Annotated in this window: 14 protein-coding genes and 1 tRNA gene; 6 read left to right on the top strand and 9 right to left on the bottom strand. The window is 69.9% G+C overall.

The window, feature by feature from the left end; all coding sequences use genetic code 11:
* Positions 1–48 precede the first annotated feature (48 nt).
* The gene (locus A33M_RS24720) at positions 49–2,574 is read right to left on the bottom strand and encodes an exopolysaccharide transport family protein (protein ID WP_008391387.1); all 2,526 of its coding nucleotides are present in this window, start codon (positions 2,572–2,574) and stop codon (positions 49–51) included.
* 222 nt (positions 2,575–2,796) lie between these two features.
* Here A33M_RS24720 and A33M_RS20365 point away from each other — a divergent pair, with 222 nt between their 5' ends.
* The 4 genes from A33M_RS20365 (at position 2,797) to A33M_RS20350 (ending at position 7,285) form a co-directional block, all read left to right on the top strand.
* Positions 2,797–3,963 (top strand): glycosyltransferase family 4 protein, encoded by a 1,167-nt coding sequence (locus tag A33M_RS20365; RefSeq protein WP_008391385.1) that lies wholly within the window; start codon positions 2,797–2,799, stop codon positions 3,961–3,963.
* Positions 3,964–4,158: 195 nt separating this feature from the next.
* On the top strand, positions 4,159–5,685 hold the full coding sequence (locus tag A33M_RS20360; RefSeq protein WP_008391383.1) for an undecaprenyl-phosphate glucose phosphotransferase: 1,527 nt from the start codon (positions 4,159–4,161) through the stop codon (positions 5,683–5,685).
* Positions 5,686–5,687: 2 nt separating this feature from the next.
* Positions 5,688–6,929, top strand: a complete 1,242-nt coding sequence (locus A33M_RS20355) for an O-antigen ligase family protein (protein ID WP_008391381.1) — start codon at positions 5,688–5,690, stop codon at positions 6,927–6,929.
* Between the two features lie 278 nt (positions 6,930–7,207).
* Positions 7,208–7,285 (top strand) — tRNA-Pro (locus A33M_RS20350).
* A gap of 105 nt (positions 7,286–7,390) precedes the next feature.
* Here the strand turns inward: A33M_RS20350 and A33M_RS20345 are convergent.
* The 5 genes from A33M_RS20345 to A33M_RS20325 all read right to left on the bottom strand — a co-directional run bounded on the left by A33M_RS20345 (position 7,391) and on the right by A33M_RS20325 (position 11,932).
* Positions 7,391–7,663 carry a hypothetical protein gene (locus A33M_RS20345; protein ID WP_040622183.1) on the bottom strand — a complete coding sequence of 91 codons (273 nt, stop codon included), beginning with the start codon at positions 7,661–7,663 and terminating at the stop codon, positions 7,391–7,393.
* Positions 7,664–7,879: 216 nt separating this feature from the next.
* Entirely contained in the window at positions 7,880–8,842 is a 963-nt protein-coding gene (locus tag A33M_RS20340; protein ID WP_008391378.1) for a PAS domain S-box protein, read from the bottom strand.
* A 457-nt stretch (positions 8,843–9,299) separates the two neighbouring features.
* Positions 9,300–9,857 (bottom strand): CreA family protein, encoded by a 558-nt coding sequence (locus A33M_RS20335; protein WP_008391376.1) that lies wholly within the window; start codon positions 9,855–9,857, stop codon positions 9,300–9,302.
* Positions 9,858–10,173: 316 nt separating this feature from the next.
* Positions 10,174–10,956 carry a hypothetical protein gene (locus A33M_RS23560; RefSeq protein WP_008391373.1) on the bottom strand — a complete coding sequence of 261 codons (783 nt, stop codon included), beginning with the start codon at positions 10,954–10,956 and terminating at the stop codon, positions 10,174–10,176.
* 271 nt (positions 10,957–11,227) lie between these two features.
* Positions 11,228–11,932: a metal-dependent hydrolase gene (locus tag A33M_RS20325; RefSeq protein ID WP_008391372.1), complete on the bottom strand. Its 705-nt coding sequence runs from the start codon at positions 11,930–11,932 to the stop codon at positions 11,228–11,230.
* Between the two features lie 234 nt (positions 11,933–12,166).
* Between A33M_RS20325 and ruvX the strand changes: the two genes are divergently transcribed.
* Positions 12,167–12,679, top strand: a complete 513-nt coding sequence (gene ruvX / locus A33M_RS20320) for a Holliday junction resolvase RuvX (RefSeq protein WP_008391369.1) — start codon at positions 12,167–12,169, stop codon at positions 12,677–12,679.
* A gap of 80 nt (positions 12,680–12,759) precedes the next feature.
* On the opposite strand, the gene A33M_RS20315 is transcribed toward ruvX, so the two are convergent.
* From A33M_RS20315 to A33M_RS20305, 3 genes are all read right to left on the bottom strand, one after another.
* Positions 12,760–14,337, bottom strand: coding sequence for an NADase-type glycan-binding domain-containing protein (locus A33M_RS20315; RefSeq protein ID WP_008391366.1), 1,578 nt, complete (start codon positions 14,335–14,337; stop codon positions 12,760–12,762).
* Between the two features lie 227 nt (positions 14,338–14,564).
* Positions 14,565–15,272 (bottom strand): protein phosphatase CheZ, encoded by a 708-nt coding sequence (locus A33M_RS20310; RefSeq protein WP_008391365.1) that lies wholly within the window; start codon positions 15,270–15,272, stop codon positions 14,565–14,567.
* Between the two features lie 67 nt (positions 15,273–15,339).
* On the bottom strand, positions 15,340–15,723 hold the full coding sequence (locus A33M_RS20305; RefSeq protein WP_008391363.1) for a response regulator: 384 nt from the start codon (positions 15,721–15,723) through the stop codon (positions 15,340–15,342).
* 315 nt (positions 15,724–16,038) lie between these two features.
* Here A33M_RS20305 and A33M_RS20300 point away from each other — a divergent pair, with 315 nt between their 5' ends.
* Entirely contained in the window at positions 16,039–17,055 is a 1,017-nt protein-coding gene (locus tag A33M_RS20300; protein ID WP_008391361.1) for a bifunctional riboflavin kinase/FAD synthetase, read from the top strand.
* Positions 17,056–17,166 lie beyond the last annotated feature (111 nt).

Below are 17,166 nucleotides of genomic sequence, written 5' to 3'. Positions count from 1 at the left end.
GCAGTTCGCGCCGCAACGCAGCCCTCGTCCGAGTTTCCAAACGGTCTCTCACGCCGCCTCGGTCTGCGGCGACGGGGCGGTGAGCGGCGCGCCGACCAGCAGGATCGGCGTGTCGTAGCCGGCCTCCGCGAGCTTTTCGCGCGCAGTGCCGACCGCCGGGTCGGTCGCCTCGGGCACCACCAGCACGCCGGCCGGCGCCATCTCCGCCATCTGGTCGGCGGCGGCTTCCGCGCAGGCGCCGGCCTCGATCACCACGTGGTCGTAGGTGCGCGCCAGCGCGTCGACCATGGTGACGAAGCGCAGCGAGCCGACCAGCGCGCCGGTGTCCGCCTCGCCGGTGCCGCGCGGCACGATGTGGGCGCGCGAGGCCTTGTCGCGCGCGATGATCTCGCCGAACGTCGCTTCGCCGCGCACCATCTCGGTGAGGCCGGGGCCGTCGCCGCCGGGCAGCGCCGCCGCCGGGTCGACCGGGTCGGCGCCGAGCCGCACCAGCACGACGAGCGAATCGCGGGCGAGCAGGCGGGCGACCGCGACCGCGGCATGGGTGGTGCGGGCATCGGGCCGGGTGCCGAACACGGCGATCCGCCGGCCGGCCGGCCCGCGCAGGCAGTCCACCAGCTCGTCGATCGAGCCGACCACGGCGCCGTCGAGCGCCGTCTCCGCCGCCGTCGGTGCTTGCGGGGCGGTCGGCGCCGTCTCGGCGGCGGTCGGTACGGCCTCCGCCTCCGCCTCCGCCGTCGGCTCGGCCGCGCCGGCGATGTCGGCCGGGTCGTGCGACGCTTCCTCGCTCACGGCGCTCGTCGTCGCGGCGCTTTCCGTCACGACGGTCTCCGTCGCGTCGCCCGCCGCAGGATTTTCCGCGTCTTTCGTCTCTGCGTCGTCGGTCGCGGCATGGTCGGTCGCCACGGCGGCTGGCCCGGCGGTCGTCACGTCGAGATCGACCGGGCCGTCCGGCCGGTCGGCCGCGGCCCGCGGCGGCAGGGCTCCGGCCGGCGGCTCGCGCGGCGGCAGCGCGGGATCCTCCGCCGTGCCGGCGAGGCGTGCCGCGAGCGGCGGCCGCGGCGCGGCGATCCGCCCCGACACGATCGCCGACATCGCGACGAAGCGGGTGTCGCCGGCCGCTTCCGGCATCTCGTGGTCGGCCGAGGCCCGGTGGGCCGGCCGCTGCGCGCTCGCCCGCATCAGCTCGCCGGCGGTGAGGAGGCCGGTCGAGATCATCAGCGTCGCCAGCGTCGCCACCAGCACGATCGGCAGCTTCTTCGGGAAGAACGGCGTGTTGGAGACGATGCCGCGCGAGATGATGCGGGCGTCGGCCGGCGTCTGGCCGATGTTTTCGCGCGCGGTCGCCTCGCGGTACTTGGCGAGGTAGTTTTCCAGCAGGTCGCGCTTCGACTTGGCGTCGCGCTCCAGCGCCCGCAGCCGCACGTCGTCCTCGTTGGTCGAGGCGGCCTGCCGCTTGAGCGTGTCGAAATTGGCCTCCAGCGCCGCCACCCGCGCATTGGCGATGCGGGCGTCGTTCTCGAGCGTGCGGACGAGCTTTTCCGCCTCCGCCCTGATCTGCGTGTCGAGGTCGGCGATCTGCGCCTTCAAGCCCTTGATGCGGGGATGATTGTCGAGCAGCGTCGAGGACTGCTCGGCGAGCTGGGCGCGCAGATTGACGCGCTGCTCGGACAGCCGGCGGATGATCTCCGAATTGACGATCTCCGACGCCTCGATCGGGTCGCCACGGCGCAGCATGTCGCGGATCAGCCGGGCGCGGGTGTCGGCGTCGGCCTTTTGCGCGCGCGCCGCGCCGAGGCTGGTGTTCAGCTCGCCGAGCTGCTGGTTGGACAGCGTGGTGTTGTTGGTGCCGACGAACAGGTTCGATTTCGAGCGGAACGCCTCGACGCGCGCCTCGGCCTCGGCGACCTCGCGGCGCAGCCGCTCGATCTCGCCCGACAGCCAGGCGCTCGCCGCCTGCATCTCCTGCTGCTTGGTCGCCTGCTGCATCTCGAGATAGGTCTGGGCGATGGCATTGGCGACCCGGGCCGCCAGCACCGGGTCGAGCGACTGGAACTCGAGCGCCAGAACCCGCGACTTGTCGATCGCATAGGCGGTGAGCTTCTCGTACCAGGCGCCGAGCACCCGCTCTTCCTGCGTCATCCGGTAGGGATCGCGCGACACGCCGAGAAAGACGAGCGCCTGCTTGTAGAGCGGCAGGCCCTGGTTGAGCGGATCGAACTCCTGCCGCTCGCCGAGCTTCAGGTCGGCGATCACCTTCAGCGCCAGCTCGCGCGAGAGGATGAGCTGCACCTGGCTGGTCAGCGCCTCCTGGTCGGCCGCCGAGCGGTCGAGCTGGCTGCGGTCGGCCTCGGGCCGGAGAAACACGTTCTCGCGGCCGTCGTAGAGGATGCGCGCCTCCGACTTGTAGCGCGGCGTGAGCAGGTTGACGCCGATCGTGGTGAGCAGCGCGACGACCAGCGTCGGCACCAGGAACCACCATTTGCGGCGCCACAGCGCCCGTCCGATCGCGCGCATGTCGAGCTCGCCGGCCTCGCCGACCCGCCCGCCGATGGCTTCGCTCGCATTCGACATGCTGGAACTCCGAACAGCACCTGGAGACGCTTCCACCGGCGATTTCAACGCATCATGGTTGCCATCGCGTTAATCCTACCGGATAGGGAGACCTCCGCGGGCACCGCGTCGTCCTTGACAGCGCAAGCCCGGTGTCCTGAATTCGACGTGAATCCGGCCCCCGCAGATCAGCGGAGCGTCGATGCCGTGGCCTCGGCTGGTGCGGAGTGGGAGAACACGGCCATGGACGTGCCGGTTCGGCTGAGAATCGTGCACGTCGTCCGGGCTCCGATCGGGGGGATCTTTCGCCACGTCCGCGACCTCGCGACCGCGCAGAGCGCCGCCGGGCACGCCGTCGGTCTGGTGTGCGACTCGCGCACCGGCGGCGCCTTCGAGGCCGACGCGATCGCCGCGCTCGCTCCGACGCTGGCGCTCGGCGCCGCCCGGCTGCCGATGCGTCGCGACGTCTCGCCCGCCGACCTGCCGGCGCTCTCTCGGCTGATGCGCCATATCGGGGAGCTGTCGCCCGACGTCGTGCACTGCCACGGCGCCAAGGGCGGGGTGTACGGCCGGCTGGTCGCCGCCCGGCTCGGCCGCAAGCGGCCGGTCGCCTGCCTCTACGCCCCGCACGGCGGCAGCCTGCATTACGAGGCGGGCTCGCTCGAGGGACGGTTCTATTTCGGCATCGAGCGCGGGCTCGAGCGGATCACCGACGCGCTCGTCCACGTCTCCGCCTACGAGGCGGAGATCTATCGCAGAAAGATCGGTCGGCCGCGCTGCCGCGCGGTGGTGATCCCGAACGGGCTGCGCGACGACGAGTTCGAGCCGGTGATCCCGCGCGCCGACGCCCGCGACCTTCTGTTTCTCGGCATGTATCGCGACCTCAAGGGCACCGACGTCTTCCTCGAGGCGATCGCGCTGCTCGAGACGCGATACGGCCGCCGCGCCACCGCCCATCTGTTCGGCCAGGCCGAGGACGAGGGCCGCCGCCGCTACCAGGCGCTGGCGGAAAACCTCGGCATCGCCGAGCGGGTGACGTTCCACGATCCCGCCCGCACCCGGTCGGCGTTCGCGCAGGGGCGGCTCGTGGTGGTGCCCTCGCGGGCGGAATCGATGCCCTACATCGTCCTCGAGACGATCGCCGCCGGCGTGCCGATCGTCGCCACGCGGGTCGGCGGCATCCCGGAGATTTTCGGGCCGTCGGCCGGCGAGCTGGTGCCGCCGGGCGACGCCGATGCGCTCGCCGCCGCGCTCGCCGGCGTGCTCGCCGACCCGGTGCGGGCGCAGATCGCCGCCGCCGCCCGGTTCGACTATGTCCGGCCCCGGTTCCACATCGACGTGATGCGCCGTCGCATCGAGGATCTCTATCACGACATCCTCGCCGCCAAGACGTCCGCACGCGCCGCATGATCGCACGGAGGGCGATCGCCCCCGCATGATCGTGCCCCGCACGAGCGCGCGGGCGTTTACCGTTTCTCGAGTTTACCAATTCGATTTGGAGCGGTTTTACGCGCTGCTCGAGGATTTCACGTATTCCGGATGGCAGGTGATACCGGTGTGCCGCGGACCCCGCCGCGGCCGGCCGGCTGAACCGGAGCACCAGCCATGTCGATCGCCGTTCCTCCGCCCGTCGTCTCTCCCGCGTCCGGCCGGCCCGGCACCCATTCCCCGGTGCCACGCGAGCTGAGCCCGCTCGCTGCCGCGATCGCCGACGAGCCGGTGGCGGAGGCGATCTCGCCGGTGGTGCTGGCCGGCGTCGTCGGTCTGATCGAGTTCGGCCTGGTCGTCCTCACCGGCTCGCTGGTGCACGCGGTGTGGGTCTATCCGACCGAGGGTTTCGAGGGAGCGTATTTCCTGGTGGAGCTGGCGGTCGCCGCCAGCGCGGTGATCGCCTTCCAGTTCGCCGACATCTACACGGTCGCGGCGCTGCGCTCGCACGTGCATCAGCTCGGAAGGCTGGCGCTCGCCTGGACGGTGGTCTTCCTGCTGGCGCTCGCGATCTCCTTCTTCGCCAAGTATGCCGACGCCTTCTCGCGCGTCTGGACCGCCGGCTGGTACGTCGCCGGCCTCGCCGTGCTGTTCGCCTGGCGCATCGGCCTCGGCGCGCTGGTGCGCCACTGGGCCGACGACGGCCGGCTGATCCGGCGGGTGGTGATCGTCGGCGGTGGCCGCGAGGGCGAGGCGCTGGTGCGGGCGATCGATGCCGAGGCGCATTCGGACCTGCGCATTTGCGGCGTGTTCGACGACCGCTCCGACGACCGTTCGCCGCCGGTGCTCGCCGGGGTGCCGAAGCTCGGCACCGTCGACGACCTGGTCGAGTTCACCCGCCGCACCCGCGTCGACCTGGTGCTGGTCTCGCTGCCGCTCACCGCCGAGGAGCGGGTGCTGCAGATGGTCAAGAAGCTGTGGGTGCTGCCGGTCGACGTGCGGCTGGCCGCCCACATGAACCGCCTGCGGTTTCGCCCGCGCGCCTATTCCTATATCGGCAACATCCCGGTTCTCGACATCTTCGACAAGCCGATCGCCGACTGGAACCTGGTGATCAAGTCGCTGTTCGACCGGGTGGTGGGCGGCCTGATCCTGCTCGCGGTGTCGCCGATCATGATCGCCGCCGCGATCGCGATAAAGCTCGACAGCCGCGGGCCGGTGTTCTTCAAGCAGCGCCGGCTCGGCTTCAACAACGAGGTGATCGAGGTCTTCAAGTTCCGCTCGCTCCATCACGAGCACGCCGACCCCGAGGCGCGCCGCGTGGTGACCAAGGGCGACAGCCGCGTCACCCGGGTCGGCCGCTTCATCCGAAAGACCTCGATCGACGAGCTGCCGCAGCTCTTCAACGTCCTGCGCGGCGATCTCTCGCTGGTCGGTCCACGGCCGCACGCGATCCACGCGCCGCTCGCCGACAAGCTGTGGGACGACGTGGTGGACGGCTACTTCGCCCGCCACCGGGTGAAGCCGGGCATCACCGGCTGGGCGCAGATCAACGGCTGGCGCGGCGAGCTCGACACGCCCGAGAAGCTCCAGCAGCGGGTCGAGCACGACCTCTATTACATCGAGAACTGGTCGATGCTGTTCGACCTCTACATCCTGATCTCGACGCCGATCGCGCTTCTGAAGACGGAGAACGCCTATTGAGCGTGGCCGACACGTCCGCGGGCTCCCCGTCGCTGCCGCGGATCCGGACCGGGACGTTCGTCGATCGCCTGCAGTTGCGCCTCCTGTGGCTGCTCGGGTTCTCGGGCGGCTTCGTGATGATCGAGCCGGCGCCCTACGAGCTGATCGCGCTGCTCGCGATGGTGGCGTTCGTGGCGACCGGGCTGACCGTGCGGCCCGCCCATCTGCCGCTGTTCTTCGGGCTCTTGCTGGTCGACATCGGCATCGCCATCGGCGCGCTGCCGGTGCTGGGCGAGGAGGGCATCCTGGTCTGGACCTTCGTGTCCTACTTCCTGAGCCTGACCACGCTGCTCGTCGCCTGCGTCATGGCGGAGGATTCGGAACGCCGCTTCGACGCGCTGATGGCGGGCTGGATCTGGTCGGCGGTGGCGGTCGGCCTGATCGGCATCCTCGCCTATTTCCACGCGATCCCCTCGGCGGACTCGTTCCTGCTGTACGGCCGCGCCAAGTCGACCTTCAAGGACCCGAACGTGTTCGGACCGTTCCTGGTGATGCCGGGGGTGGTGGTGCTGGCGCGGCTCACCTTCGAGGGGCGGCTGCGCCAGATCGGCGCCACGCTGGTGCTGATCGTCCTGGCGGGCGGCCTGTTTCTCAGCTTCTCGCGCGGCGCCTGGGCGCATTTCGCCTTCTCGGTCGCGCTGTTCATGGTGCTCTCCTATCTCACCCGGCCGACCACCGGCGAGCGCATGCGGGTCGTCGTCTTCACGCTGCTCGCCTGCTGCGCGGTCGCGTTGGTGGTGGCGGCGCTCTTGTCGGTGCCGCAGATCGACCGGCTGTTCGAGGAGCGCGCCGAGCTCTTGCAGAGCTACGACTCCGGCCGGTTCGGCCGGTTCGGCCGGCACATTCTCGGCGCGCTCCTGATGCTCGACAATCCGCTCGGCATCGGCCCGCTGCAGTTCTCGAAATATTTCCCCGAGGACCCGCACAACTCGTTCCTCGCCGCCTTCGCCGCCGGCGGCTGGCTCGCTGGCACCGCCTTCGCGGCGGTGGTCTTCACGACGCTCGCGGTCGGCCTCGCGGCGGTGTTCGTGCCCTCGCCGGTGCAGAGCCGGCTGATCATGACCTATGCGACCTTCGTCGGCGTCGTCGGCGAGAGCTACATCATCGACGTGCTGCACTGGCGGCACTATTTCCTGCTGGTCGGGATGGTGTGGGGGCTGTCGATCGCCTCGCGCTCCCGCCGGCGGCGGCCGCAAGGGCCGTGAGCGGGAAGCTCTGGCCGACGCGGCCGGCGGGGGCCGGGAAGAGGTGGGCCGAAGTCCGTGGGGCAGTCCGTGGGGCAGGCCGTGGGGCAGGGCGTCGCGGGGTCGTGGGGCCGCGGGCAGGGGCCCGCGGGCGGGGGCCGGTGCCGGTGCTCGCCGGCACGGGTCGCGGCACGTGCTCGCCGGCGACCGTTTACGAAAAAATGCTCGCCTGGGTCGTGTCGATGGCGGGGTCTGGTCGGTTGCGTCGGCTGCGACGCATCTCTATAGTCCCGGCCGCTCGGAGCGTAGCGCAGCCCGGTTAGCGCACCAGTCTGGGGGACTGGGGGTCGCGAGTTCAAATCTCGCCGCTCCGACCATTCTTTCCGAAAAACCGCATCGAGACTGCCGACACTGCCGAGCGTCGTCGCCCGCGTTTCCGCGTCGGAGTGGCCTTTTCACGTCGTATGGGCGCCGTCCGCCGCTCACCCGCACTCGGCCATCTTCGACCGGGTCATCCAGCCCTCGGCCTCCAGCGCGCGAACCAAGCCGTCGGTGGCGAGGCGGATGTCGACCGGCTCGGCCGAGGTCGCCGCGGCGAGCAGCAGGCGCTTCACCGCCACCCAGTGCGGCCGGCGGCGAATCGCCGGCGACAGGTCGTCGAGCAACGCCCGGTTGGCGTCCAGGAGCGTCTCCATCGGACGCATCGGCCCGGACTTGGGCGTCACGTAGTAAGCCAGCTCGTTCGACCAGTTCATGTGCGGGACGCGCAACAACCCGGGTGGCCTCGAAATCGAGGCGTTCCAACCTACTACCCGAAGGCGTGTGACCGCCACCCGGACATCGCCCGGGCGGTGAACAGCGGTGGAACCGTGGCGTGATTGCAACGATTCTATGACGGATTCCCGACGCTGCCGCCTTTTCGAGTCGCTCCGCCGACCGACGGTTCGTCGCTTCGGCGACCGAGGCGGTGGTCAGACCGGCGGAGAGACGTCCTCGACCACCCAGCCGACCTTTTCGAGCGGCGCTTCCATCCGGTAGCGCAGGCCGTCCGGCGCATACTCGATCTGGTGCTTGCCGATCCGCCGCATCGTGTCCTCGATGATCTTTCGGCCGTAGCCGCTGCGGGTCGGCGGCACCACGTCGGGCCCGCCGTGCTCCTGCCAGGACAGCACGAAGGCGTTCGGCACCGGCTCGCGCTCGACCCGCCACTCCACCGCGATCGAGCCCTTGGGCGCCGACAGCGCGCCGTACTTGACGGCGTTGGTGGTCAGCTCGTGCAGCAGCAGCGCAAAGCTCTGGGCGGCGTTCTGCTTCACCATCACCTCGACGCCGGCGAGCGTCACCCGGTCGGAGAAGGCCGAGATCTCCGCGGCGAGGATTTGGCGCAGCGGCGCGCCGCGCCACTCCTGCTCGGTCATCATCGTGTAGGCGCGGCCGAGCGACTGCAGGCGGTCGATGAACACGTCGCGCGCCTCCGACAGGCTGCGCTCGCCGCTCAGGCTCGACAGCGCGACCGACTGGATGACCGCGAACAGGTTCTGGATCCGGTGGTTCAGCTCGCCGATCAGCAGCCGTTGCCGCTCCTCGGTGCGCTTGCGCTCGGAGATGTCGACCAGCGACGCCAATGTGTAGGCGGCGCCCTCGATCACCATCGGCTGGAGGGCGATCTCGACCGGAAGCTCGCTGCCATCCTTGCGCCGGGCAGTGAGGTCGCGGCCGATGCCCATCGGCCGCTCGCGCGGAGCGGCCTCGAACACGCGCCGCAGCTCGGGATGCTGGGCCTTGAAGCGATCGGGAACCAAAACCTCGATCGGCTGGCCGATCAGCTCGCCGGGGGCGTAGCCGGTCGCCTCCTCGACATATGCATTGACGTAGAGAATGCGCGCCGCGGAATCGGTGAGGATCAGCCCGCTCGGTCCGGACTCGAGGATCATGTGGACGATGTCGCGTGGAGACCGCATCTCGAGACCAAACCGCCGATCATGCTATGTCGAGCCGCCCGTCCGCGCAATCGATCCGTCGCGCCGCGAGGCGCCGGGGCGTCGGCTGCTCGACGGAGCGCTCGAAACACCGAAGTCTTGGACCAGACCATCCCCTCGTTGTGTGACGCGGATCACGATAACACCGGCGACAGCATTGCGCACCGGCATCGTCCGCAGGTTCTTGCGCGCAGGTTCTCGTGCGCAGGTCCTTGCGCGCAAGTTCTTGCGACCGTTCGTCGACCGGCGGACGCGGCCCGACATGCCGGCTCGCTTTCCGCCGCGACGATACAACCGTCCCTGAAAACTCCCCCCGACCTTCTCCTTTTGGGGTATGCGGCGGCGACGATCCTTGACGGCGATCAAGCGGCCGGCCGCCGCCCGGTGTCCCGTGGCGGCGGAGGCGGTCGCGTCACTTCTCGACGAAGTCGGCGCAGCGCTGCACCGCGGTGTCGGTGCCCCACGGCATGATCGGCACGGTGGAGGTCGAGTTCTTCGGCGAGCCCTCGATGATCTTGTCGGAATACACCATGTAGACCAATACGTTGCGCTTGGTGTCGCAGCCCCGCACGATCTGCATCTTCTTGAAGAACAGCGAGCGGCGCTGGCGAAACACGTCCTCGCCCTGCTCGAACTTGTCCTTGAAGCGGATCGGCCCGATCTGTCGGCAGGCGAGCGAGATGTCCGACACCTCCTCGGCGAGCCCGAGCCAGCCCTTGAAGCCGCCCTTCTCGGGGACGGTGAAGTGGCAGGCCACGCCCTCCACCTCCGGGTCGTCGAGCCCGTAGGCCGCGAGCTTGTCGTTGGGCGAGAACCATTTGAACACGGTCGAGCGGCGGAAGATCAGGTCGGGCTCGTCGGCGGCCGGCGCCGGAGCGACGGCGGCGAGCGAGAGAGCGGCGGTCAGCGCGGCGAGCAGGACTGCCCGCCGCGCGGGCGCGGCGACGATGCGGGACGACGGCGAAGGCATGCGGAAAAGCTCCCGTGACAGAAAAAGAACGGTGCGCCGAGAACCGGCGGACGGAACCGAGGTCATCAACATAGGTGCGGGACGGCCGGGCGGTAGGGTGGGGACGTCGGACGAGCGTTTGCGGGACGACCGTTCGCGTGGTGCCGCCGGTGCAGCCGGCGGCGGCAGGCGGAGCCGGCCGAAGGGAGTGCAATTCGTCGGCCGAACGGAGGGGATCGATCGTCGCGCGTACTCCCCGGTACGCGTCTCGATCGGCTCCTGCCGGATCGGCGAAATCGACTCCTGCGCAGCCCCGTCGGAGTTTCCAAACGGTCTCTCAGAACGGGAAGAAGCCGCCGCCGCCGTAGCCCGATTCCCACTGCGGATACTGCTGCTGCTGCCGCCGATAGCGCGGGCGGACCTGCTGGCCGTAGCCGTTCCGATAATAATAGTCCTGCGGGTCGTAGCGGCGAACCCAGCCGTCCCGGTCGAGGGCGACCTCCTGGCTGCGCGTCCGGCGCTTGACCTTCCTCTGGCGCTTCACCGGCTCGGCCTTTTCGGGCTTCTTCTCCTCGGTCGTTGCCGTGTGGCCGTCGCTCGCGGACAAGTCCTCGGCGGTGGCGCCTTCGGCCTTCACCGGCGGCTCGCTTCTCGCCGCGGTTTTCGTGCCGGGCTCCGGCGTGGTGATCGACAGGAGCGTCAGCTCGGCCGGGCGGGCGCGCGGCAGCGGCGGCCCGTCGTAGTGCGGCGCCGGTTTTGCCGCGGCGACCTGCGTCGCCGGGGCGGGGGTGGCCGCCTTGCCGTCGGTCTCGCCATCGGTCTTGCCGTCGGTCTCCTGGCCGGCCTTGCCGGCGGCGGAGTAGGCGGCCCAGGTGCGACCGATCGGGGCCGGGGTCGCCCGTGTGGTGGTCCCCTGCGCCGTCGTCGCCCCTACCTCGTGGACCGCGCCGGGCCGCACCAGCTCGCTCATCACCGCGTCGGCCGCGACCGCGCAGACGATGCCGGCCGCGAACGCACCGATCACCACCGAGGTCGAGAGGCGGCGGCCGCGCGGGCGGGCCTGCTCGGGCCACAAGGAGTAGTTGTTGGCGTGGGAGCGCGAAGCGCGGAAACGCGACATGATGGCTTCGTCCGTCTGGGGTTCGGTCCGTTTGGTGTTCGTCCGGCGGTCGGCGCCCTGGGCGGACCAAACCACGCGGCACGGTAACGCGCGGCACGTCCGCTGGTTCCTTTCACGGGCGGTCTCCCGCCGCGATCGGCCTCGAGGCCTCGCGGAGGAGGGGCTCGGGCCGGCGCCGAGGTTCGATCACGAGATCTCGCGCGAGGTCCGGCAGCGAAGGACGAGCGGCGGGCGGCGGACCGCCCGCGCTCGGGACCGGACCGGCGGGCGGTCAGACCGTCACCGGCGCGCCCTTGTCCGGCACGATCACCTTGGTCGGGTGACCCTCCATCGCCGCGACGAATTTTTCCGGCGTCTGGTCGATGATCGGGAACGAGCCGTAGTGACAGGGGATCACCGCATCGAGCTGGAAGAACTTCTTTACCGCATAGGCGGCCGTGCGCCCGCCCATGGTGAAGCGATCGCCGACCGGCACCATCGCGACCTTCGGCAGATGCAGCTCGGCGATCAGCCCCATGTCGGAAAACACGTCGGTGTCGCCCATGTGATAGACCACCGGCTCGCCCGGCGCCTTGACGATCAGCCCGCCCGGATTGCCGAGATAGACCGATTCGCCCTGCACCAGGTCGCCCGAGGAGTGGTCGGCGCGCACCAGGGTCACCGTGAAGGGGCCGAGATCGGTGGTGCCGCCGATGTTCATCGGGTTGAATTTCTCGCCGGCGAGCCCCTTCTCGCACAGCCACGAGCCGAGCTCGAAATTGGCGGTGACGGTGGCGCCGGTCGCGCGGGCGATGTCGAGCGTGTCGCCGACGTGATCGCCGTGGCCGTGGGTCAGCAGAATGTGCGAGACGCCGCGGATCGCGCTGGCGCGGTCGGTGTCGAACGCCGGATTGCCGGTGAAGAACGGGTCGATCAGCACGGCGGTGCCGGCGAAATCGAGCCGGAAGGCGGAATGGCCGAACCAGGTGATCTGCATGAATGTCCTCCTGTGATGGCGTGTCGTGATCGTGGGCGTGAGCTCGGTCCGAGGCGGTCGTCCCGAACGGGCGGAACGACACGGGGGTGATACGGCACCTCCAGGATAAGTCGCGAGCGCCCGAAATGGTCAACGCGGGCATGCGCGACCCGGCGACGCTGCGGGCTGGCGCGACGGCAGGTCCGCCCGCACATTCGGCTCGCCGCTGTCTCGGCGGCGTGCTAGGCGGAGCCCATGCCCGCTCTCGTCCTGCCGCTCGCCGAGTTGTCGCCGCACCTTCCGCAGAGAGGGGCGCTGATCGGCCTCGACCTCGGCGACAAGACGATCGGCGTCGCGGTGAGCGATCCCGACCGCCGGCTGGCGACCGGGGTGGAGACGGTGATGCGAAAACGCTTCACCGAGGATGCCGCCCGCGTGCTGAAGCTCGCCGCCGAGCGCAACGTCGTGGGCTTCGTGCTCGGCCTGCCGCTCAACATGAACGGCACCGAGGGGCCGCGCGCGCAGTCCACCCGCGCCTTTGCCCGTAATCTCGCGAAGCTCACCGCGCTACCGATCGGCCTGTGGGACGAGCGCCTCTCGACCGCCGCGGTCGAGCGCGAGCTGATCGCGGCGGATGCGAGCCGCGCCAAGCGCAAGGCGGTGATCGACCAGCACGCGGCGATCTTCATCCTCCAGGGCGCGCTCGACCGGCTCGCCCGTGCGGCTGCGATTGCGAGCGATTCGCCCGAGGCGACGGACGTCGGCTGAGCGGCGCCGGGAGCGGTGCCGAGCGGGGTGCCGAGCGGGGCGCCGGGAGGAGCGCCGCGAGCAGGGCGGCGGTCACCCGTTCACTCCACCCGGTCGGAAAACACCGCGAGCTTGGAGATCGCCGTGTCGCTGTGGGCCTCGCCGGGAAACACCCGCTCGATCACCACCTGCATCCAGCTCGCGCGGACCGGCCGGTCGAGCAGGATGGTCTGCACCTGCGGCTGGTCCTTGAGCGCGAAGGTCGCGGTCTGGCCGTGCGAGAAGATGAGCCGCACCCGCGCCACCCGGCCGTTCTTGCGGTAGAGGTCGGCGCTCTTCTGATAGCCGTTGTGCACGATCACCGACTTCACCAGCCGGTCGCCGTCGAACGACACGGTGATCCACTCGCCGACGCCGTCGCCCGGCACCCCCTCGACCCAGGCCGCCGACGGGTCGCCGGCGAACAGGTTCTTCACGCCGTATCGGTTGCCGTATTGGGGCGTCAGCACCGAGCTCGCGCAATAGGTGTCGGTGCCGGCGGGAGCGTTGAAGGTGTCGCAGTTCTCGTAAGGCGCGTGCGGCGGCTCCGACCGGCCGTTCGCCGGCGGCATCGCCGCGAGGTCGCTGCGCCCGGCGTCGGCGGGCGTCGATTTCGCGCGGGCCGACAGCTCGCCGATTCGCAGATGCGCCAGCGCGACGAAGGTGCCCTGCGGAAAGGTGGTGAGGTAGCTCTCGAGCTGCGCCCGGTCGCCGGTGTCCTTCACGGAGTTCCAATAGGCGATGTCGGCCGCCTGGCTGCGGCCGGCGCCCGCTGCGCCGGCATCGGCCGGCGGCGTGGTCACCGCGGCTGGCCGCGGGTCGCTGCCCGGCAGGCTCGCGACGCCCGGCGCCACCGGCGCCGGTGGCGCCTTTTCGGGGGCGCTCGGCACCAGCACGACGTCGCCGATCAGCGAGGAGTGGTCCCACGGCACCTGCTTGGCCTGGGTCGCCTCCACCACGTCGGAGCGGATGCGCCGCATCAGCACGGCGATGTCGAGCCCCGGCGTCGGCAAATGCTTCAGGAGCGCCGCGGTGAACGGGCTGTTGCGGCCGTCGCCGTCGAGCGCGACGTTGTCGGGCTGGGTCGCGTACGCGATCATCGTGCCGACCGCGCCGTGGATCTGGGCGAGGCCCTGGCCGACCGCGGCGGAGCGCATGCCGAGCGAGCGGGCCAGCGTGCGGGCCAGCGGATTGTTGCGGCAGGCGTCGAGAAACACGAGGTTCACCCGCGTGTCCTCCTCCATCCAGGCGAGGACCTGGCCGATGTCGATCGTCTCGAAGGAGAGGTCGCCGGCCCGCTCGAGCGACGCATCGACCGGCACCAGATAGTTCTTGCCGTTCACCTGCAGCCCGTGCCCGGCATAGAAGAACAGCGCGATCTTTGCCCGGTCGAGCGCGCGGCCGAAGGCGCGCACCGTCTCCACCATCGCCCGCCGGTCGAGGTCGCGGCCCTCGAACACGGTGAAGCCGATCCGTCGCAGCGCGGCCGCGACGTCGGCGGCATCGTTCGGGGGATTGGGAAGCGGCGGCGCGTTCTTGTAGGCGCCGTTGCCGATCACCAGCGCGACCCGCTCCTGTGCGGCCGCGGGGCTCGCCGCGATCGACAGGAGGGCGAGCACGAGGCCCAGCGCGGCGAGCACGACGGGTCGAACGACACTCCGCCGGACGAATCGCAGCCCGACGAATCGCAGCCCGACGGGTCGCGACCGGACCGATGGCATGGGCACCCCCTTTCCGCATGTCGGGCGCAGGATACAGGCTCGATGCCGGCGGCGGGAGAGGAAAGCGCACGCCGAAGGCGGCCCGAAAACGACGACGGCCGGGACGAGCCCGGCCGAGGGAACGGAGATGTCGCTGTCGCGGACGCCTACTTGAACAGCTTGTCGATGCTCGACTGGGTGCTGCATTCGGGGCGCGCGGGCTTCGATCCGCCGAACAGATCGTCGACCGCGTTCTGATCGATCGCCTGGCCGTCGAGCTGCGGCCCGTGCAGCATCAGCCGCTGCTGGCGTTCGGCGCGGGCTCGCTCCTGCTCGGTCGCGAACGCGGCACCGGCCGCGCCGGAGGAGTTGCCGAGCGCGCGGGCGAACCGGCTCACGCGGGTCTCGATGTTCTGCAGCGTCTCGATCACCTTGGCGATGCGCTGCCCGGTGATGTCCTGGAACGAGCAGGCCTCGAAGATGACCACCATCTTGTCCTGCACCAGCGCCTGATAGGCCTTCACGTCGCTGGCGTCGGCCGCCATCAGCTCCTCGGCGCACTCCATGATGGTGTTGGTCGCGCCCTCGGTCGCCTTGACGATCGCGCCGAGCTCCTGGCCCGCCATCGGGATGCGGTTCTTCTTGATCTCGTCGGCCTGGAGCGCGCCGATCTCGCCGCGCATCCGCTCGATGTACTCGGCGATCTCGCGCATCTCGCGGTAGATCGCCGTGTCCATCGTCTCGAAGAACACCTGCATCGATTGCGCGGTGATTTCCGCCAGCGACACCACGTCGGCGAACGAGACGTCCTCGTGACGCTTCTGGTTCAAGCACTCGATGAGGCTCTCGAGCTGCTGCGTCTTCACCCTCGCCATCGCGAGCGAACTCCTACCATGATACCGGCGCAGGACCGGATGCCGCACCGAAGCGATGCGCGCAAGGTCACTCGCCGAACACCGCCTGGATCTTGCTCTGCAGCGTCTGGGCGTTGAAAGGCTTGACGATGTAATTGTTCACGCCGGCCTTCTTGGCGGCGATGACGTTCTCGGTCTTCGATTCGGCCGTCACCATGATGAACGGCGTCTTCGACAGGCCGGGATCGGCCCGCACCTCCTTCAGGAGCTCGTAGCCGGTCATCGGCTCCATGTTCCAGTCGGAGATGACGAGCCCGTAGCGCTTCTCGCGCATCTTGCCGAGCGCGGCCGATCCGTCGGATGCGTCGTCGATGTCCTGGAAGCCGATCTGCTTGAGCAGGTTGCGGATGATCCGGATCATCGTGTTGTAGTCGTCGACGACGAGCACCGGCATCGAAAGGTCGAGAGCCATCTCCTCACTCCGTTACGCAAAAACACCGGGGTCCGCGCGGTGCGTCGCCGCTGATTCGTTCGACCTGTGGACAGGTCCCACCGCCCGGGATACACCCAGGCTTCTCCCCACTGGGACGGGACGTTAGCAGGGGGCTTTGAATATCCGGTTAATCGAGCGCCGGGGGGCACCGCGGGAACGGCCGGCCAAAGGTCGCGAAGTGTCGGAACAGGCCCAACTTTGCTCGTGGTTTAGCGGTGACGAAAGCAATTCGTTAACCGCACCGGATGAAGCCTCGGGACGACCGTCCGCAACCCCGTGACCGCAAGCGAGGCCATGACCGACTTCTCCACGTCCGTGACGCCCTTCACGATCGTGCGCGACCGGATCGGCGCGCCCGCCGACCCCGGCGCCCTGAAGGGTGCCGTCGTCGCCCTCGGCAATTTCGACGGCGTCCATCGTGGGCACCGCTCCGTCATCGGCGCCGCCCAGGCGCGCGCCCGTGCGCTGAAGCGTCCGGCCGCGGCGATGACCTTCGAGCCGCATCCGCGCGCCTTCTTCGATCCGGAGGCCGGCGAGTTCCGGCTCACCCCGGTGAGCGAGAAGCTGCGCCTGCTCGCGGCGAGCGGCCTCGACGGCGCGATCGTGATGGCGTTCGACGCCGATCTCGCGGCGCTGAGCGCGGCCGACTTCATCCAGAAGGTCTTGGTCGAGCGCTTCGGCGTCGCCGGGGTGGCGATCGGCTTCGACTTCCATTTCGGCAGGAACCGCACCGGCACGCCCGAATTCCTCACCGACGAGGGCAAGCGGCTCGGCTTCCCGGTCGACATCGCCGCGGCGCTGCTCGATGCCGACGAGGGCGAGCGGGTGTCCTCCGGCGCGATCCGCTCGGCGCTGATGCGCGGCGAGGTGGAGCATGCCAACCGCTTGCTCGGCTATCCCTATGTCGCCAGCGGCACGGTGGAGGCGGGCGACCGCCGTGGCCGCAAGCTCGGCTACCCGACCGCCAACATCCGGCTCGATCCGGCCTGCCGGCTCAAGCACGGCGTCTATGCGGTGCGCGTCGGCTACGAGGGCAAGCGGTGGGACGGGGTGGCCAATTTCGGCCGCCGGCCGATGTTCGACACCGGTGTGGTGCTGCTCGAGGTCTTCCTGTTCGACTTCGACGGCGACCTCTACGGCAAGACGCTCGACGTCGCCTTCTTCTCTTATCTCCGGCCGGAGCTGAAGTTCCGCTCCACCACCGACCTCGTGCATCGGATGAACGAGGATTCGAAGGCGGCGAAAAAGATCCTCGCCGGGGCGGGGCGGGCGTTTCCGCAGCTCGCTCGCCCGGAAGTGGCGAAAGGCTAGGCTCGAGGCCGGCGGCTCTCCGGGGTCTGAGAGCCCGTTTGGAAACTCGGACGTGGGCTGCGCTGCGGCGCGAACTGCCGGAGGCCAGGAGAAAAGCGATGCCGATATCGG

Source organism: Rhodovulum sp. PH10, assembly GCF_000293785.1.
Taxonomy (GTDB): Bacteria; Pseudomonadota; Alphaproteobacteria; order Rhizobiales; family Xanthobacteraceae; genus Rhodoplanes.
Note: the sequence above shows the minus strand (reverse complement) of the source record. Positions and strands in the feature narration are given on the sequence as shown.